This is a genomic window from Bacillus sp. HMA207 (genome assembly GCF_003402455.1).
Taxonomy (GTDB): Bacteria; Bacillota; Bacilli; order Bacillales; family Bacillaceae_G; genus Bacillus_A; species Bacillus_A cereus.
Genome location: NZ_BEZT01000001.1, coordinates 2,122,300 through 2,140,868 on the forward strand (window position 1 = coordinate 2,122,300; position 18,569 = coordinate 2,140,868).

Below are 18,569 nucleotides of genomic sequence, written 5' to 3' on the forward strand. Positions count from 1 at the left end.
ACTGCATTCTAATTCATGCTTATACCATAGCTCTATAACGGGAGCTCCCGTCACACCATCCCCTAATAATAGGTTCCGATGTGCTGCTCAGAGGCTTGGTTCAATAAAGAATTTTTACTCCTTTTCAGCTACATGGAGCTCTCTGTGAAAAATTCATTTTATTTACTCTTCTCTTCACTGCATTTATTTTTTCCATATTATCACATATAAATTTAACTGTAAATAAACAATAATCAGATATTTAATAACGTGTCACTGTTAGTTCTTTTATTTATTATTTTTTCTAAAAATTACGGTGCGTGAAATTACTCGCAACTCTAAAGAAAGAGCTATTTGCATATAGCTCTTTCCAAATGCCTGGATTAATTCGTATTCGCCTCTGTTAACGGTTGTAACGGCGGTTCTAATTCTAGTTCTAGTGTATCTCCTTCTTGTAAATCTTGTCCTTTTTCAATACTTTGACTCGTTACATAACCCGTACCAGAAGTTTTCAAATCTAATTTCAAAAGTTTAGAGAAATGCATAACATCACGCATGGACCACCCTTTTACATTTGGCATTTGTGCGTTATTCCCTAATAAAAATATACGATCACCTTCACTCATTACCTCGCCAGACTGTGGATATTGTTTTATTATTTTTCCTTCTCCTAAAATTACCGGCTGTAGCTTCTCTTTTTCTACACTTTTCTCTATTGTATCCATCGATTGATTTACATAATTTTGTACTTTTAATTGAGATTGTTTCGCTGCATCAGCTATTTGTTTTTCTGTATACGGTTTCACCTTTAAATATTCAAGGCTGTTTTTTATAACAGGTTTAAATATTTCAGCAAGAGGCTGAGCTCCATACTCATCTCCTTTTAACTTTGGCTGCTTAATAGCTAAGTATACGATTAACTCCGGATCGTCAATTGGAGCCATTCCTAAAAAGGAGAAAATGTAATTCTCTTTCCCTTCCATATATCGGCCATTTTCAGGATTCGGGATTTGTGCTGTTCCTGTCTTACCTCCAATTGGATAACCATCCACTTTATACATTGTACCAGTTCCTTTTGAAGATGTTATAACACGCTCCATTAAGCTTCTAACCTTGTCCGCTGTTTCTTTTTTTATCGGATTCCCAATTTCTTTCGGTTGATTTTCCATAATAACTTCTTTGTTTGTTGGATTTACAACTTTATCAACGATATATGGTTGCATCATTTTCCCGTCATTTGCTATAGCAGTAGCCGCTTGGATTAATTGAATCGGAGTTACTGTAGAACCTTGACCGAAAGAAGTTGTAACCTGTTGAATTTGTGTATTTAATAATAAAGTATTTTTCCTTTCTCCAGGTAAATCTATCCCTGTTTTTTGATTGAATCCAAATTTATTCATATATTGCTTAAATTTATTTGGTTTCAGTAACTGATCTTCTAAAATAGAAAAAGCTACGTTTGATGACCTTTCAAATCCTTCATCAAATGTAATTGATCCCCATCCAAATCCACCATTATGGTCTTTTATATCAGATGAACCAACGGAATATTTTCCAGATTGAAAATATTCTTTTCCGTTATATACACCTTCATTAATGGCAGCTGCTAATGTAAAAACTTTCATTGTTGAACCTGGTTCATATGCATTTGCAATCGGGTCATTTAAAAAGTATTCGATATCACCTACATTAGGATTGTAACTAGGTTTACTAGACATCGCTAAAACCTTTCCTGTTTTTGGATCAGCAATAATGCCAATTAACATAGAAGGATCATAATGTTCTTGCGCTTTGTTCATCGCTTCTTCTAAAAAACTATTAATTTGTTTATCAAGCGTTAAATATACGTTATTCCCATTTTTAGCTGGTTCTACTTTACCTATATCATTTGTAAGCGGAATTCCCCTTCGTGTACCCACATATTCTATATTTCCGTTTGTAGAGTGCAAATATTTATCCAAACTCTTTTCAAGCCCAAACTTCCCTTCCGTATTCCCTTTATCATCTGGTCTAGCAAAACCAAGTATATAGGATGCAAAGTCTTCATTCGGATACACTCTTGCTTTTTCCGACATAAAAGATACACCTGGTATTTTTAAATCATTAATTTTTTCCTTCTTTTCCCTAGATAAGTTCCGACCAATTTTCCCAATTTCAACTTGCGTACGCCCTTCATGAAAGTTTTTTAATACTTCTTCTTTATCAATTTCAAGCGCATCGGCTAATTGTTGTGCGGTTTCATCTTTATTTTTCACTTTATCTTTTCCTTTTAAATTCACAACAACTCGATACGTTGTAGAATCTTGTACTAACACCTTTCCGGTTTGATCATAGATAGTGCCACGATTCGCTTCTAAAACACCTTTTTTATTATGTTGTTCATTCGCGAGATCCTTTACATTCACATTATGCACGACTCCTACTGCCTGAATATAGAATATACGCAAAATCATAATAAGAAACAAAACAATAAAAGCAATCATCATATATCGAGCGCCTTTATTCGTTTGGAGTTTTTGCATACTTATCTCCTCTCTTTTGGAATGGATTCGTACGAAGATCCGTTTTAAAATTTGTAGTTTTTGTTTACGATACTATATGTTTCGAAGTTTTCTTTTTAATTCCTTTAAAACAATGCAAAACTAACTGTTGTTATTTTGTGTTATTATTTTATATATTTAAAATACGGTGCGTGAAATTTCAGAATATTAATTAGTACAACTTGATTACAGAGCACTCTAAACTCTTTTCGTATTTCCTATAAAAAAATTCCCCTCTGGATGTCCAAAGGGGAACTTTTTATAAGAAAATTATGCGATATGGTTATATTTCGCTAAGAAAGGAATTCGTCTCGCTACTAATGCATACATTTTGAATACAAGTTTCGCTATTGGTTCAAACATACGTGTACTTTGCATTACTAAAGCACTCGTAATAAGTGTTAAGAATGCTGCACCAAGTATATCTAAAGGATAATGAACACCTACGTACATACGTGATATACCGACTAGTACTGCCCATAATAGCGCGATATATTTCAGTTTTTCTCCTCTAAGAATAAATACGAAGGCGATTGAAAATACAAGTACAGAATGATCACTAACGAATGATGAATCTGCTGCATGTGGTACTAATTGATGTACATCATGTGATACGAACGGACGCGGATGGTAATATACCGCGTGTATAAGAACATTTACTAATAATGCAATAATAACCGAAAGCGTCGTATATAAAACTGTATATTGTTTTCTAATTGCCTTTTCTTTCTTTCCATTATTAAACCATAAGATAAACATAAATAGAACGGCTACGTATGCAGCGCTATTTGTAATAGCAATCATTAACGTATCTAATAGTTTGGATGAATCAGCAAAATTATTAAACCACTGAAATACTGTGTAATTCATTAAACTCTCTCCTTACATACAAGTGTTCTTGATTTACACAGTATACAATACCATTATGAAAATAGGCTTAAACTTTTTTCATCTAATTCTCATTTTACTATTACTCATGTGACAATTATTAAACAAATTTTATACGCTATTTATGTATAAAGCCGGTAAGCCTTTATAATAAGGCGGTTCGTATTTTTTTCATATTTGAAATACATAACATGTTCATTTAAATATACTAATTGCAAAATCATATTTTTTAATTCATTTGAAGTACAATATTTCCAAATTGTTCTCCAAGTTCCATACGGCTTAATGCTCGAATTGCTTCTTCTAACGAGTAAACTTTATCAATAATTGGTTTAATTTGATGTTTTTCTATAAACTTTATCATCTCATTAAATTCCTCACGGCTACCCATGGATGTTCCCATAATATCAATTTGATTGTAAAATAGCGCGCGTAATGGTAATTCAATTTTATCGCCTGAGCTTGCACCAAAATTCACGATTCTTCCGTTTGGTTTTAAGACATCAAAATATTTCAAAAAAGTTGCCGGACCAATACTATCTATTATTAAATCAACTTTTTCACCTTGTAAGCTCTCTTCCCAATTTCCAGCACTATGAAAAGAAATATCTGCACCATATTTCTTAGCAAGTTCCCTTTTATTCTCTACCCTTGAAGTAACACTCACTTTTGCGCCAATTGCTTTCGCGAATAACATGGCAAATGTAGCAACACCACCGCCTATTCCCGGAATTAAAACGTGTTCGCCGCACTTCAATCTACCTTTTGTAAAAAGCGCTCTATATGCAGTTAATGCAGATAAAGATAAAACACCTGATTCTTCCCAAGTAAGATATGACGGCTTTTCTACTACATTTTCTGCTGGTACAATTACATATTCAGCAAACGTTCCATCTTTCGGTCCACCTAGCACTTCTGGTAACTCCGGTACTTCAGTAGCATGTTCCCATCCAATACTAGGATTAATAATAACTTCTGTATGTAGTGTAATATTTGAAACTCCTTCTCCTATTTCTGTAACAATTCCTGAGCCATCTGACCCTATTACTAATGGTAGATCCATTTCTTTTCTATTGTTTATAATAAATAAATCCCTATGATTTAACCCTGCAGCTTTTAACTTTACTTTTACTTCACCTGCATTAGGACTTATCTCAGGTGAAAATTTATATTCTAATCCCTCTAATCCTTTTTTATATTGATGTACAATAGCTTTCATAGCTTAATTCCCCCTTAATATTTCCAATGTACTAGAAATATCAAAATAAATAAAATAGTTTGCCTCCAATAATTAGAAATTATATATTTAGTCATGAAAAAACAAAAAATCCCACTCCCTATAAAAAGTATAGGAAGAGGTTTCAAAACTAGTTAGATAAGAATCTATAAATTCATTGAGTTCTAGCCAATTCTAATATTTTTCGAATAAACGGCGCTTTTGCCTTTGTATATGAAACACGACCAAAAGCATATGTAATAGCAAGCATCTCTTTTAATTCTCTATATTCTTTACGTGCCCATTCATTGCTTATTAGAAAGTCACGAAATAAAATATTGTTTCTCCACTCGTCACTATTATAAATATAAACATGCAAATGATGAGTACCTGCTCTCCACTTTCCTTTTCTAAAAAAACGCCAATTCGTTGCATCTTTTGGAACATACTCATATCCAATTTCCGATAGAACTGCAATCCACTTTTCAGTTATTTGCAATTCTGTTACGCCAATCATCATATCAATAAGAGGTTTAGCTCCTAATCCTTCTACTGCTGTGCTTCCTATATGTTCAACAGCAATTATTTCTTGTCCTAACAAGGAACAGAATTTCTCTTTTTCTTTTATATACTCTTCAACCCATTCTTTTTGATACGGTTTAATAACAATTTGTTGATCCATTGTATTCACCTCTCTATAAATATTTATCATTATATTTATAAAATTTTATATTATTAGCATAGGATTTCCATAAAATATGTCGAATAGTGGAATGTACAACTTAATTATATTAAATGTGAGGTAATCTATGAAAGATAATTCCGTGGAAATTCAGTTAAATAACGTAACATTCCAATTAAAAGAATATCATAATTTTGATTGGCTTATTAAATTAGGGACCGTATTTGCAGTTTTTGACCAACAAGATTCAGGTAATATAAGTTTTGGTGTAGAAAAAGATGGGCATAAGAAATTTATCAAATACGCAGGAGCACAAACAATTGCATATGAAGGAACAACGGGTGATGCTATTGAAAGGCTAAAAAATTCAGTTACTATCTATGAAGATTTAAAGCATAAATCGCTCATAAGATTAATTGATCATTTTCCAGTTCAATCTGGATATGTATTAATTTTCGATTGGTTTGATGGTGAGTGTCTTCATTCGCATTGGCGTTTCCCATCTCCTGAAAAATATAAAAATCCAAACTCACCATTTTATAAATTTAGACATTTATCTGCTATAGAACGAATTCATTCCTTACATTCCATTTTTTCTTTCCATACTTATATAGAAAAGAAAAACTATGTAGCATTAGATTTTTATGACGGTAGTATTTTATATAATTTTAATACAAACGAGACTAAAATTTGTGATATAGATTTATACAGTAAGAAACCTTACATAAATAAAATGGGTCGGCTATGGGGTTCCTCCCGTTTTATGTCACCAGAGGAATTTGAACTAAACGCAACAATTGATGAAAGAACAAATGTATTTAATATGGGAGCAATGGCTTTCTCACTTTTAGGCGGTGAAAAAGATCGTTCCTTTATAAAATGGGAAGCAAGTAAGGAATTATATGAGGTAGCGTATCGTGCTGTAAGTGACAATCGAGCAGAACGGTATGCATCAGTTATAGAATTCTACGAAGCGTGGTTAAAAGCAGCTAACGCAGAAAAGATATAACCCTAAATTATTAAAAGAAATATAGAGTTTATACTATACTTGTTTTGTTTTCTTTGCTATTGCAAACTTCAAAAAAGCTGCAAGTAGGAGGAGGAGCGGTATGCCCTGAATAAAGAGAAATCCTCCAAAAAAATCAAGCTTAGTACTATATGGAGAGTCTGTTGCCATCACACCTATAAATAAAGCCATTGGACTTGTGAGTAGATTTATCCCTAAACAGATCATTATCAATGATAGATTTTTAGCCTTAATTTTTGATGAACCAGACAAAAAAATAAGAATATCGCAGTACCAAATATAAGAAACAGTTTTACATAAAAACTTACCATAATATCCCTCCATGAATCTAATTGTACCATTAGCAAGGACAAACTTGATTAAATAGGATATTTATGTAAGTCAGATATAGTGTCTCTTTATCAGTGGCAAGAAAAAAGTGGATCCCTACTCTCTCACAAGGAATCCACTCTTTCTATTTCTACAACTCTATTTTTATACGTTCCTCTTCTTGTCCTTACGCGAACTGCCATCACTAGATCATTAACATAATTATCTTTAGCGGAAGTTAAAGGTTTTTATTTTTGTCCTCTAGTTTTCTAGCCGGACTATATTCTATTTTCAAGCCCATTTCTATCCCCCATGAATAAAACTCAACGTTCTGTTTATACTACAACTACATCTAGAGACACATCACTGTTTAGAGCGGCTAAGTTTTGTTAGCTGCTCTTTTATTTATGGTAAAATGAAACTTTTTAACAGAATTACTTTTGTATAACATTTCCAATCTCGCTTACACTATAACTATAACTTTAAGTTACACATCTATTACTTATAGGGCCTAATTTTCTTTTGTGTAACAATTGGTTAACTCATAAAGTTAACCAATTTGTTGTGTTAAATATTTTTTATTTCTCAATACTTAATACCTGGAATTAATTCTCATTTATTGGTACTAAACTATTGACATTGATTTTCCTCATATGCAATTTTTGAAAAGGCCTTTTCTCTCACATCAAGCTCTTTTATTTATTAAAAAAAGATTATTTTATATAGATTACTATAAGCATCCATAAAGCCAAAGCACCAATGATAGCGAGTACTATACGTGTAGATAGTATCCTTACTTCAAAGTCTGTTTTTTTGGAAGGTTCAGGATATGCAATTATGTAAATTCCCTTTAATAATGCAAACCATGCAATAACCGTTAGGAATCCCTTCCAGTTGAATACCCATACATTATGTAGAATTACAGTACCTAATCCTAGGAAAATCGATAGAAAACCATACATAATACCAAACCCTCTGTCTTCAACCACTAATTTTTTCAAGTCACGTAGCACCGATGGACGGACGAAAAGTATTCCCGATACGATAACCGTCATCCATCCCCAGAACAGCCCTAAAAAAGTACTAGTTTCCATTATTATTTCACTCCCCTCAATTATATTTATATTTCAGATATTCCTTCCTTTAGAACAATTCCAGCACTTTTATGTGTAGGTTAAAGTCTGCTCTTTTTTAATACAAACATTCCGTATTCAATGCCCATACTTAATCACACCATTTCTCTACAAAATGAAATTTTTATTAATCTTCCTCATCTCCGTAACAGTTATATAATTCCTAGCATTCTTCCGACTTGCTATTCTACTTTGATTCACTGGTCTTGTATAAAAACGAACTGTCGCAGGAAGTACGCCCATATAATTAGCGCATTTCTGTATAGTTCCGATACATAACAATGATTCACGTTTATAAACGACGTACTCCTTTAAGTTCATTTCTAAGTCCCCTTTTCTAATACAATAGCGTTTTTGTTTAGTTTCACTCTAAAAGTAAAATTTTCATTTTTTCATTCAATCAAGTTCATAAAATATTCTTTTCCCCCTATAAAATAATGATTAGGTGTCCCACGCGCATTTTATCCACTGGAAATAATACCTTTCACGTACTTACGTATTAGAGACTTCATTTCTGCTTCTTCTGCAATAGCAATTTTGTTCACTTTTTTGATACATTTATGAAACATTCACATGTTATCTTCAATATGTTCTATTCTTTTTGAAAAACCATGTGAGAATACCAAACTAAGAAGCCCTAGAGCCCTAACTCTAGGGCTTCTTGTTTTTAAATAAGGATTTTGCTAAAAAACTGCACATTTATTAAGAACATACATAAAATATAATGTGGTATTCTTTTTCAATATTAATATTTATCCGAGAGCGCCTTGAATGGCGCTCTTTAATTTCCAAATAACATTTTCATGTAATTACGAGAGCGGATTTTATTATGATGTACAAGCACTACTTCACTTTATTAAATAGACTATATAAATATCTAAAAGAAGGGAGCTTTTAATTCATATGGCTGATTACTTCTATAAAGATGGTAAAAAATATTATAAAAACCAATCGCATTCCAACAATCAAAAAAACAACTGTTTTATTGAAACTCATACGATAGCTGGTTCTGCAGAAAATGCAAATGGAAATATACCTGTGTCTGTTTTCCTTGAAACCACCGCTCCACAAACTGTATTTGAGGATTTTACAAACAATCATAATAAAACATTAATTCAGTTATTCGTTGTTGGTATGAGTGCACCCGTTCAAGTAACTATTCTAACAAGAAGATCTAGCGTACCAATTACTACTATATTACAACCTGTTCAAACAAAAATATTTCAAGTTGAAGATTTTCAAAGTCTTACTTTTACAAAGCAGGAAGGTTCTACTAGTGTAGTTAGTTTATTTGTTCAAAAAACATTTTGTATATGCTGTAATGATAATAACGATTTATGTAATGAATATTACCAAGAATGTAATTGATAGATTAAATCACCAGAAGAATCCTTTATATAAAGGGTTCTTTTCCTTTCACTCCCCTCATTTCCCCATTTTTTATTAAAATAACTATTTTATTATGTTTCCTAACTTACAGTAATGTCCTTAAAAAACATTCATATATATTTATCAGATGCACTTTTAAATCCCAGAGTATCAAATGCTTTTAAAAGTTAACTGACCAACAATATTCAACTTCTCTTTAAAAATAACTTAGATACAAAAAAGCTACGTTTTATATAGGATAAAAAATTATCTTACGCAAAGGAGCTTGATTATTTGTGAATTACCAAAATGATAATAACCCTAACATTCACAAACCTTGCACTTGTCCATCCCCCACGGCTAACAGTTTAAATGTTGTTCAAACTACCCCATCAATAGTCTCTGTAAATTCTGCGATTCCACTAGATACCGTGGTAAATTCTAATGGTACGGCAATCTCATTCACACCACCAACAACTGTTTTACTTGAAGGTGGAAGAACCTATTTGGCAATCTATGAAGTGCAAGTTATCATTCAACCAGGAGGTAATTCGGCAGGTATCACTATGTATCTTAATAATAATCCAATCATTGGCTCTGGTACTTCTCTGGGATATACTGCAGGATTCACTTCTGTATCAGCACCCGCTATTTTCACTACACCTTTAGGTATAACAAGTACTCTTACTGTTAATGTAGGACCATATTCTAATACATTAAATACATTGGGCTTAACTCTTGCTGTTGTAGCATTAACATAATAAAATGTAAAACTCTCTAAAATGATTTTATTTATCCCTTAACTGTCTATTGGGCTAGCCTCTAAGAACTCCACATAACTACATATAGAAAAAGAACATTATTTGGTTCCATAGTACTAGGTGACTCGGCTAGCACAATTGCTGAGTCACCTATTTATCTATAATAAAATAAAGCTTTTGTTTAATTTATTACTTGTTCTTTTTTATGCATTATTCTATTACAATCCATTTTCATGTTATAATTACCAACAGTACATATTTTAATAGGCACAACAAATTCCTATTATTTCTAAATGGATTAACAAATAAAAATACGTGTAAAAGAATTCAGTGTTTTACTGAATTCTTTTTATGGATCTTTCAAAATCTTTTACCTCTTCCTTCATTCCTTCTTTTTAATAAACTTCAAATTTTATTACAATAACGCTTTTTTAAAATACAATCGCTTGCCTATAAACTTTGTAACCTTCATTTTCTTTCCTATGATTACAACATCCTCCTAACAACCAAGTATTGGTTATATATCCCATATGAACACCTCTATTTTATTGGCATATACTTTGAAGGAAAAAACATTTCACATTAAACATACACCTACAAACTCAGTTGCTAATAATTTACCAAAAATTACTTAATATTCAATTTTTAAAAGGAGGTATTTATGAGATATAATCGAAAATCAAATTCCAAAAATCCGTGTGATAAATTTCAGCAACCCTGTTTTATTTCTATATCCCCTTGTGATCAAAGTAATTGCTGTACACCTGTTTTTTTCTCGAATTCTCAACAACAAGAATTATTACAAATAATAAATCAATTAAATCAAGCCATCCTTTCTTTTTTCACAACACCAAATCCAACAACTATACAAATACTCCAATCAGCATTACAGGCATTAAATGATTTATTAATAACAGTACAACCAAATACACCAAATAGAAATTTAGTTATAAGAACTATAAATCAATTAATTAATTCCTTACCTACTGCATCCCTCACTCAAATCTCAGCATTATTCCAATTTCTATTCCAAAGCTTGTCTTCACTTATAAGTTGTTCAAATATATCAGACCCCTTATTACAGCAAACATTCAACTTAATTTTACAAGGAATCTTAAATAGTTCGCTATTAAGTAACATCGGAAAACCGGGGCCGACTGGAGCCACTGGACCTAGAGGATTTCCTGGACCTAGAGGCGCTCAGGGTTCTCAAGGTGTGCAAGGAATTCAGGGGCCGGAAGGACCAGAAGGACCGGAAGGACCTCAAGGTGTGCCAGGGATTCAGGGACCAGAAGGGCCGGAAGGACCGGAAGGACCTCAAGGCGTGCCAGGGATTCAGGGGCCGGAAGGACCACCGGGACCTCAAGGACTTCAAGGCGTACAAGGGATTCAAGGGCCTCCGGGACCTACTGGTTCAGGGACCGGAATGGGAATTCCCGGACCACCGGGACCCACTGGACCTCAAGGTGTACAAGGAATTCAAGGACCTGAAGGGCCGGAAGGATCCACTGGACCTCAGGGTGTGCCAGGTATTCAAGGGCCGGAAGGACCACCAGGAACCACTGGACCTCAAGGGGTGTCAGGTATTCAAGGGCCGGAAGGACCACCAGGAGCCACTGGACCTCAAGGGGTGCAAGGAATCCAAGGGCCGGAAGGACCACCGGGACCTACTGGGGATTGTGATTGTCCACCGGGACCTACTGGACCGACCGGACCTACTGGGCCAACCGGACCTGCATGTAATTTCCTAGTATATGCTACAAATGCAGGACTCATAGATGACCCTACAAATGATACAGTATCTGTAATTAACACCGGAACAAATATAGTAGTTGATACAATTACTGTAGGTAATGCACCACTTGAAGTAACGGTTTCACCAAATGGAGCTCGTGCCTATGTTACTAATATTTTTTCTGATACCGTTTCCGTTATTGATACTGCTACGAATACTGTTATCGCTACCATTCCCGTTGGAACTGATCCAATCGGTGTAGCTGTTTCTCCAGATAACACAACTGTTTATGTTGGAAATCATGGTAATAATACTGTTTCTGTTATTAATGCAGCTACCAATGCAGTTATCACTACCATTCCTGTTGGCCTCGCTCCACAAGGAATCACTGTTTCACCAAATGGGACCTTTGCATATGTTGCAAACGAATTAAGCAACACAATTTCTGTTATTAATACTGCTACCAATGCAGTTATCGCTACCATTCCTGTCGGTATTCGTCCTAGAATAATCGTCTTCACACTAGATGGTACTCGTGCTTATGTCACAAATCAAAATAGCAATACTGTTTCTGTTATTAACACCGCTACCAATGCAGTTATTAATACAATTAACGTAGGTACCGAACCTGTTGGTATAGATATTACACCGGGTGGAAATCTTATATACGTTGTAAATAAAGTTAGCAATAATGTATCTGTAATAAATGTGGCGACAAATACTGTGATTGATACAATTTCTGTTGGTTTATCCCCTGATCAAGTAACTATCATACCTGATGGCACTCGAGCATATGTTACAAATCAAGCTAGTAATACTGTTTCCGTTATTGATATTGCTACGAATACTGTTATCACTAATATCCCAGTAGGTGTCGCTCCAACCGGAATAGCTACTGGAACTATTTGTGAATAAAATAAAGAAATGAAAGCCACAGATAGTTTTTATTAACATTGATAGTATGTGATATTCTTTCTTTAACTACGTTCAAACAACCAGGATAAACCTCTATATTCTGTTAATATTCTTTTCTGTTTTGTCTTACAGAACCTGCTGAGCCGCTAGCTGTTGTTAGCTGCTCTCTTTCTATAAAATCCAAATCAAATACCAATCATTTTACTGAAATTGATTTTTCTGGAATTACATGATAATATTTACCTATAAAATTATTACTCTTATACAAAGAGCTATGAGCCTTTCCACTCATGGCTCTTTTTTATTACGATTTTCACTTCACATCTACACGATCAACTTTACCGTTTATCCAAACCGCGACTTGCTCACCAAATCCACTCATTGGTGGATTGACTACTGTTACATTTCCGCCCTTCACTATTAAAAGTTTGTTGCTACCAACATCAATTTCTACTTTTTTCAAATGTCCATCTCCCTTTTACTACCGCATGTACTCGACAACATCAGTTTTAAAGCCACTTCCCAAATAAACCCTTACTGGAATTACTACACGACCTAGCGCGTCCACTTTTCTTGAAACACCTGTTTTTTCATAGCTTACTCTCCTTTAGTATTTTTATATTTATTTAGAATCTCATCCAAACGTTTCTAATTACGAATGGTTTCTGCTTATCAAGATTTAGATTTAATTAATTGTAATAAATCGGTTGGGGGTTTATACAGAAATGCTTTCAGGGAAATTTTTATAAAGAAATCAAAAATGCAGCAGTGAAAAAAATTAAAACTCATAATTTAAGATATACACACGCAACTATACTATTGAAACAAGGAGTTAACCCTAAAATTATCAGTGAGAGATTAGGTCATACTGACATTTCATTAACTCTTAGTATTTATTCTCATGTTTTATCGAACATACAGGAAGAGGGAGTAAAAAATTTTGGTAAAAGTATCATTGGATAGTTAACGTTTGCAAACTGTTTGTATTTTATAACAAAAAGCCAAACAAATCTTGTATTAACAAGGTTTATTCACTTTAACATATGTTATCATGTATAATACATATGTTAAGTAAATTTTGAATAACGAGGCAAATATTATGGACTTTGTTTATATTAATCAAAACGTATTAAATAATCTTCTATACATTTTATGTAGTATATTTGTTTTTTATTTCATATATGATAGCAGGCATTATTTGAAAAAATACAAAATATTACTGATTACCCTTTGTTCTAGTATCCCGCTTATTTTATGTATGCGATACCCTATCTATATGGATGAAAGTTGTATTCATGATTTAAGACAAATTCCGGTCATAATAGGTACGCTTTATGGTGGATTCCCTGTCGGTATCATATTGTTTACAATTTTATTAATTACAAGATTTATATTTTATGGCTTTAATATGCTGACAGTCGTTGTTTACGGAATAATGTTCATCGTTACAGCACTCGCATCTTCAAAATTTAATACATATAATAGAAAGCTTAAAGTAGCTTTTTCCATGTTTTTAACCTTTTTCCTAGCAATATTTACAACTGTAATTGTATTAACTTTATCAGATTTTGAAGTGAATAATTTGTATATTATTTATTTCATGGTATTACCGACTACTTTAATGTTATTTATTGTTTATATAAATGAAGTTATAAAAGATGCTGTATTAATGCGCTCAAAATTAATTAAAATGGAAAAAATGGAGATTGTTAGCCAACTCGCTGCAAGTATATCGCACGAAGTAAGGAATCCTTTAACGGTTGTAAAAGGATTTACACAGCTTTTAAAAACACCAAATTTAACTCCTGAATCAAGAGACGAATATATTAAACATATACTTGAAGAGTTAAATCGTGCCCAAGAAATTATCGATGATTACTTAACGTTTGCCAAACCTGCTCCAGAAAAATTAGATCAAATTTCAGTAAAACAAGAGTTAAATCGAGTTATTAATATGATATTGCCATTGTGTAATATGAATACGATACATATTACACAGGATTTTTCTGAGGCAACCATTGTTGGTAATAAACAGCACTTTCAACAATGTTTTTTAAACTTAATCAAAAACAGTATTGAAGCAATGCCTAATGGTGGTACCTTAAATATTTCCTCATCTATCAATAATAGTAAAGTTGAAATACGAATTGAAGATAGCGGAGTTGGAATGTCACAGGAGCAAATACATCGATTCGGTGAACCGTATTTTAGTACAAAAACAAAAGGAACCGGTTTAGGTACAATGGTTGCTGTTAAGATTATTGAGACAATGCATGGAAGTTTAAAAATCCGAAGTATCGTTAGTAAAGGAACGACTTTAATGATTACGTTCCCGAAATATAGTAAGAATACGCATTAAAACAAATAAAAAAGGAGCGACCATGCTCCTTTTTTATTTGTTTCGATACATAAGTATCTTCAATGTTTTTTAGTTTACATTTGTGAAGACTAATTAAAAATTAGTATCCTCCGCCCCAGCAGCTGCATCCTACAATTATTAATAGAATGAATAACACAACTAGTAAAGCGAAACCTCCACCAAAACCACAAGAACCACCGTAACTCATATTTTCTCCTCCTTTTGGTTTGAAAACTAATAGGTAGTTGATCATTTTAACTGGTTCGTATTATACATTATGTATATATCCCTTTTTTGAGCATGTCTACATAAAAATAAGTAAAAGCACTCGTTTAAAGAGTGCTTTAAAATGGATACCAAAAGTTTTGAAATACGTTTAATTTTAAATATACCGCAACAATAAATATGAAAATACCGGCAAATAAAGCGATGAAATCTTCACGTTTCGCCTTACTTGTATAAAACCATGTACGTTTATCCTTCTTTCCAAATCCTCTTAAATCCATTGCATTTGAAACCGTATCTATTCTTTCTAGAGAATGAATGATTAGTGGCCAGAAAATTAAAACACGGTTCTTCATACGAACCCATAAACTTGCTTCTCCTTTTTCAAAAGCCACTCCTCTCGCTTCTTGCGCGTGTTTAATAATTTTATATTCAGACTGAATGTCAGGAATATAACGTAGTGCAATATTTATTGCATATGTAATCTTATAATGAATACCAAGTTTACTTAAGCTACTTACAAATTCGCTTGGATCTGTCGTGTAAATAAAAAGAAGTGTAAATGGTAATAACGTAAAATACTTTAATGAAAGTGTAGCTGCATAAAATAATGTTTCATATGTAATCGTTGCATATCCAACATGTAAAAACACGGTATATGATTCAGTTAATTCAGATCCATGAGTTGGTGTAATAAATAAAATCATGACAGAGTTTAATAAACTAAATGTAAATATGACACTAAAAACAATTAAAATTTTACGAAATGGAATTTTAGCAATGCTGAGTCCGATACACCCAATGATAAATAATATTAGCAACACCCGAAAATCAAAAAACAAAAAAGTAAGCGTCATACAAAAAATAAATAAAAACAATTTCACTACCCCATCCATACGATAAAAATATGTACTATGCACCTTCCTCCCTCCTATTACTATCTAAATAAAGCTCCATAAATTTTTCTGGACATGAAATCCCACTAAATTTAACAAGCTTGGTTAAAGAACTCTCTCTTAAGTTAGCTCTTTGTAACGTTTCTTGATTACCAAATACATTAGACACTGTATTATCCGCAATAATTTTCCCTTCATGTAGAACTACTGCACGATCTGCATATTCTAGTGCGAGATTCATATCGTGAGTGATAAAAACAAATGAAATACCCTTTTTTGCTAGTTTTTTAATAAACGACATAAATTGTTTATAATGATAATAATCTTGTCCCGCTGTCGGTTCATCTAATATGATAAGCTTAGGATTTGTTGTTAATACAGATGCGATTGTTAATCTCTTTTTTTGCCCATAGCTTAGTGCTTGAATTGGCCAATTACGAAATGGATATAAACCACAAATTTTTAAAGTTCCTTCTACTCTATTCTTAATTTCTTCCTTAGAAAAATTATGTAATGTTAATGTAAATGAAACTTCTTCAAAAACAGTAGGCTGTGTAATCATATGATTTGGATTTTGCATCACGTAAGATATGATTTCCCCACGTTTACGAATAGACCAAGAACTAATATCTTCACCTTTTAACAAGATTTTCCCATTTTTCATTTTGTTTATGCCTATAAGACTATGAGCTAATGTTGATTTCCCTGCTCCATTATGTCCTAACAGTGCCACAATTTCTCCTTCATATATTGAAAGGTTTACATTTTCTAATACTTTTTGTTTATTAGGGTATGAAAATGATAAATTCTCCACTTTAAGTAATTCCTTGTTTTTAGCATTCCTTTTTAATATGACTTGTTTCTCCATCCACTCTTTTATAACGTTGCTTACCTTTTCTTTTTGAAGGTTTTCCATTGGATATATTACGTCATTATTACTATCAAAATGTAATCTCTTTAATGCTTCGATGTAAATAGGCTCTCTTAAGCCAATACGTGGTAATATATTTGACGCTAAGATTTCTTTTGGTGTTCCCATCGCAATGACTTTACCTTCATCAATTAATATAACTTTGTCTAAATCCAGTTTTAAAATTTCTTCTATCCTATGTTCGATAATAACAATCGTTTTATTATACTGCTCATGTATATCTTTCATAAGTTCTATCGTATGTATGGCGCTTAGTGGATCTAAGTTCGCTAATGGTTCATCGAACAATAATATATCCGCATTTGTTGTTAATAAACCAGCAAGAGAAACTGTTTGCTTTTGACCTCCTGATAATTCATGTGGACTTTGTTTATGAAACGTATGCATCTTCACCTTTCTTAATGAATCCGAAACAATCTTTTTCATGTTATCTTGCTTTACACATTCATTTTCTAAATAAAAAGCTACATCTTCTTCTACTGTCAGACCAATAAATTGAGCATCTTGATCTTGCAAAATTGTTCCTACCTGTTTACTTTGTTCAAAAATACTTCCTTCCCTTGGGTCTTTACCGGCAATTAAAACGTTACCTGTGCTATTCCCTTCGTAAGAAAATGGGATTAGCCCATTTATACAATGAGCTAATGTCGACTTTCCTGAACCACTTCGTCCAGCAATTAGCACTTTTTCCCCAGGGTATATATGAAAGGTAATATCACTTAAAGTAGGCTGCGCAGCATGCCCATATTGAAAGGTGAATTGTTCAAACGAAATAATTGGTTGCATGTTAACATCCCTACTTTTCAATTTTTAAATGTGTATGTTTCTTATTGGATTTCGCCAAACCAATTGTAAGTGGCAATCCAAGTACTAAGAAAACGATGACATCGGAAATTGTTGCTCCTAATACTTGGATAACAATTTTGTCAAATGGTTCTCCCATCACAATAATATCGAATGCCCCAGCAAATATAATAGCGATGACAATACCAACTAGCCCAGTAATTGCTAAATAAGAAATATCCCCCTTGTTAAACAACCCGTTTTTCACACTAAAGCCAACTCTTTTTTGAATAAGCCCCATTGAAAAACCAATAATACCTGAACTAATAACCCAGCCCCACCAAATACCCCAGCCAGCAATCGTATCTGTTACGGTATGACCGATAAGTCCGATTAACAGTCCTGCCACTGGACCAAATAATGCTCCAAAAACAGTTAATATAGCTAATGCTGGTTTAATAAATGTATTCGGTGCAATAGAAAACCCCCAAAGTCCTAATATCCCGTATAATGCTGCTCCAATACCGATTGCTACTACTAACTTTGTTGATAATTTGTTCATGACAATTCCCCTCTCGTATTAGTCAACTTTTATTACTCTATATTTAATTTAAAAATGAATTATGCATCGACACTCCCTTTCTATACAACAAAAAAATGACCTCTTACATAAGAGGTCATTTTCTTTCACGTTCAAGAATCCTCTTATCTTTCAAAAAACACATCGTGTCCTCTGCGGAATTAGCACCTTCCTATAAAATTGCATAGGGGTTGCTGAGGTTTCTTAGGGCCGTTCCCTCCACCTCTCTGGATAAGTATTAA

The 18,569-nt window shown here is 33.1% G+C and carries 17 protein-coding genes, 1 pseudogene, 1 riboswitch and 1 other annotated feature (1 of these 20 running past the window's edge); of the genes and pseudogenes, 6 read left to right on the plus strand and 12 right to left on the minus strand.

Annotated features, from left to right (window positions below):
- Positions 1-187 (minus strand) — a binding site (T-box leader) (it extends 72 nt beyond the left edge of the window).
- Between the two features lie 175 nt (positions 188-362).
- The 4 genes from HMAS_RS11145 to HMAS_RS11160 all read right to left on the minus strand — a co-directional run bounded on the left by HMAS_RS11145 (position 363) and on the right by HMAS_RS11160 (position 5,305).
- Positions 363-2,501 (minus strand): penicillin-binding protein, encoded by a 2,139-nt coding sequence (locus HMAS_RS11145; RefSeq protein ID WP_001170943.1) that lies wholly within the window; start codon positions 2,499-2,501, stop codon positions 363-365.
- Positions 2,502-2,789: 288 nt separating this feature from the next.
- Complete coding sequence (locus HMAS_RS11150) at positions 2,790-3,389, minus strand: undecaprenyl-diphosphatase (RefSeq protein WP_001110124.1); 600 nt, start codon at positions 3,387-3,389, stop codon at positions 2,790-2,792.
- A 247-nt stretch (positions 3,390-3,636) separates the two neighbouring features.
- Entirely contained in the window at positions 3,637-4,626 is a 990-nt protein-coding gene (locus HMAS_RS11155) for a zinc-binding dehydrogenase (RefSeq protein WP_065223098.1), read from the minus strand.
- Positions 4,627-4,798: 172 nt separating this feature from the next.
- The gene (locus HMAS_RS11160) at positions 4,799-5,305 is read right to left on the minus strand and encodes a GrpB family protein (RefSeq protein WP_065223097.1); all 507 of its coding nucleotides are present in this window, start codon (positions 5,303-5,305) and stop codon (positions 4,799-4,801) included.
- Positions 5,306-5,432: 127 nt separating this feature from the next.
- Between HMAS_RS11160 and HMAS_RS11165 the strand changes: the two genes are divergently transcribed.
- Positions 5,433-6,314, plus strand: coding sequence for a protein kinase domain-containing protein (locus tag HMAS_RS11165; protein WP_000654539.1), 882 nt, complete (start codon positions 5,433-5,435; stop codon positions 6,312-6,314).
- Between the two features lie 33 nt (positions 6,315-6,347).
- On the opposite strand, the pseudogene HMAS_RS27915 reads toward HMAS_RS11165, so the two are convergent.
- The 3 genes and pseudogenes from HMAS_RS27915 to HMAS_RS11180 form a co-directional block, all read right to left on the minus strand.
- Positions 6,348-6,643, minus strand: a pseudogene (locus HMAS_RS27915) (hypothetical protein).
- A gap of 711 nt (positions 6,644-7,354) precedes the next feature.
- Positions 7,355-7,735, minus strand: a complete 381-nt coding sequence (locus HMAS_RS11175) for a hypothetical protein (protein ID WP_044306489.1) — start codon at positions 7,733-7,735, stop codon at positions 7,355-7,357.
- Positions 7,736-7,882: 147 nt separating this feature from the next.
- Positions 7,883-8,095, minus strand: a complete 213-nt coding sequence (locus HMAS_RS11180) for a hypothetical protein (protein ID WP_044306490.1) — start codon at positions 8,093-8,095, stop codon at positions 7,883-7,885.
- Between the two features lie 582 nt (positions 8,096-8,677).
- Here HMAS_RS11180 and HMAS_RS11185 point away from each other — a divergent pair.
- The 3 genes from HMAS_RS11185 (at position 8,678) to HMAS_RS11200 (ending at position 12,553) form a co-directional block, all read left to right on the plus strand.
- Positions 8,678-9,142, plus strand: coding sequence for a hypothetical protein (locus HMAS_RS11185; RefSeq protein ID WP_046392764.1), 465 nt, complete (start codon positions 8,678-8,680; stop codon positions 9,140-9,142).
- Positions 9,143-9,438: 296 nt separating this feature from the next.
- Positions 9,439-9,903, plus strand: coding sequence for a hypothetical protein (locus tag HMAS_RS11190; RefSeq protein WP_001109240.1), 465 nt, complete (start codon positions 9,439-9,441; stop codon positions 9,901-9,903).
- Between the two features lie 661 nt (positions 9,904-10,564).
- Entirely contained in the window at positions 10,565-12,553 is a 1,989-nt protein-coding gene (locus HMAS_RS11200) for a beta-propeller fold lactonase family protein (protein WP_116344817.1), read from the plus strand.
- Positions 12,554-12,866: 313 nt separating this feature from the next.
- Here the strand turns inward: HMAS_RS11200 and HMAS_RS11205 are convergent, their stop codons facing one another.
- Entirely contained in the window at positions 12,867-13,016 is a 150-nt protein-coding gene (locus HMAS_RS11205) for a DUF3954 domain-containing protein (RefSeq protein ID WP_000754941.1), read from the minus strand.
- A gap of 305 nt (positions 13,017-13,321) precedes the next feature.
- Here HMAS_RS11205 and HMAS_RS11210 point away from each other — a divergent pair, with 305 nt between their 5' ends.
- Both HMAS_RS11210 and HMAS_RS11215 read left to right on the plus strand, forming a co-directional pair.
- Positions 13,322-13,516 (plus strand): tyrosine-type recombinase/integrase, encoded by a 195-nt coding sequence (locus tag HMAS_RS11210; protein ID WP_071730388.1) that lies wholly within the window; start codon positions 13,322-13,324, stop codon positions 13,514-13,516.
- A gap of 136 nt (positions 13,517-13,652) precedes the next feature.
- Positions 13,653-14,912: a sensor histidine kinase gene (locus HMAS_RS11215; protein ID WP_070180162.1), complete on the plus strand. Its 1,260-nt coding sequence runs from the start codon at positions 13,653-13,655 to the stop codon at positions 14,910-14,912.
- Positions 14,913-15,012: 100 nt separating this feature from the next.
- On the opposite strand, the gene HMAS_RS11220 is transcribed toward HMAS_RS11215, so the two are convergent.
- The 4 genes from HMAS_RS11220 to HMAS_RS11235 all read right to left on the minus strand — a co-directional run bounded on the left by HMAS_RS11220 (position 15,013) and on the right by HMAS_RS11235 (position 18,309).
- Positions 15,013-15,120: a YjcZ family sporulation protein gene (locus HMAS_RS11220; RefSeq protein ID WP_000120182.1), complete on the minus strand. Its 108-nt coding sequence runs from the start codon at positions 15,118-15,120 to the stop codon at positions 15,013-15,015.
- 136 nt (positions 15,121-15,256) lie between these two features.
- Positions 15,257-16,057 carry an energy-coupling factor transporter transmembrane component T family protein gene (locus HMAS_RS11225; protein WP_048535402.1) on the minus strand — a complete coding sequence of 267 codons (801 nt, stop codon included), beginning with the start codon at positions 16,055-16,057 and terminating at the stop codon, positions 15,257-15,259.
- Positions 16,050-17,750 (minus strand): ABC transporter ATP-binding protein, encoded by a 1,701-nt coding sequence (locus tag HMAS_RS11230; protein WP_063264111.1) that lies wholly within the window; start codon positions 17,748-17,750, stop codon positions 16,050-16,052. The genes HMAS_RS11225 and HMAS_RS11230 overlap by 8 nt, the downstream gene beginning before the upstream one ends.
- A 10-nt stretch (positions 17,751-17,760) precedes the next feature.
- Positions 17,761-18,309, minus strand: coding sequence for an ECF-type riboflavin transporter substrate-binding protein (locus HMAS_RS11235; RefSeq protein WP_061112981.1), 549 nt, complete (start codon positions 18,307-18,309; stop codon positions 17,761-17,763).
- 140 nt (positions 18,310-18,449) lie between these two features.
- Positions 18,450-18,565: riboswitch (SAM riboswitch) on the minus strand.
- Positions 18,566-18,569 lie beyond the last annotated feature (4 nt).

Excerpts from the sequence above, each read along its gene's own strand:
- HMAS_RS11145 (WP_001170943.1), bottom strand. The coding sequence starts at position 2,501 with ATGCAAAAACTCCAAACGAATAAAGGCGCTCGATATATGATGATTGCT.
- HMAS_RS11150 (WP_001110124.1), bottom strand. The coding sequence starts at position 3,389 with ATGAATTACACAGTATTTCAGTGGTTTAATAATTTTGCTGATTCATCC.
- HMAS_RS11155 (WP_065223098.1), bottom strand. The coding sequence starts at position 4,626 with ATGAAAGCTATTGTACATCAATATAAAAAAGGATTAGAGGGATTAGAA.
- HMAS_RS11160 (WP_065223097.1), bottom strand. The coding sequence starts at position 5,305 with ATGGATCAACAAATTGTTATTAAACCGTATCAAAAAGAATGGGTTGAA.
- HMAS_RS11165 (WP_000654539.1), top strand. The coding sequence starts at position 5,433 with ATGAAAGATAATTCCGTGGAAATTCAGTTAAATAACGTAACATTCCAA.
- HMAS_RS11175 (WP_044306489.1), bottom strand. The coding sequence starts at position 7,735 with ATGGAAACTAGTACTTTTTTAGGGCTGTTCTGGGGATGGATGACGGTT.
- HMAS_RS11180 (WP_044306490.1), bottom strand. The coding sequence starts at position 8,095 with ATGAACTTAAAGGAGTACGTCGTTTATAAACGTGAATCATTGTTATGT.
- HMAS_RS11185 (WP_046392764.1), top strand. The coding sequence starts at position 8,678 with ATGGCTGATTACTTCTATAAAGATGGTAAAAAATATTATAAAAACCAA.
- HMAS_RS11200 (WP_116344817.1), top strand. The coding sequence starts at position 10,565 with ATGAGATATAATCGAAAATCAAATTCCAAAAATCCGTGTGATAAATTT.
- HMAS_RS11215 (WP_070180162.1), top strand. The coding sequence starts at position 13,653 with ATGGACTTTGTTTATATTAATCAAAACGTATTAAATAATCTTCTATAC.
- HMAS_RS11220 (WP_000120182.1), bottom strand. The coding sequence starts at position 15,120 with ATGAGTTACGGTGGTTCTTGTGGTTTTGGTGGAGGTTTCGCTTTACTA.
- HMAS_RS11230 (WP_063264111.1), bottom strand. The coding sequence starts at position 17,750 with ATGCAACCAATTATTTCGTTTGAACAATTCACCTTTCAATATGGGCAT.
- HMAS_RS11235 (WP_061112981.1), bottom strand. The coding sequence starts at position 18,309 with ATGAACAAATTATCAACAAAGTTAGTAGTAGCAATCGGTATTGGAGCA.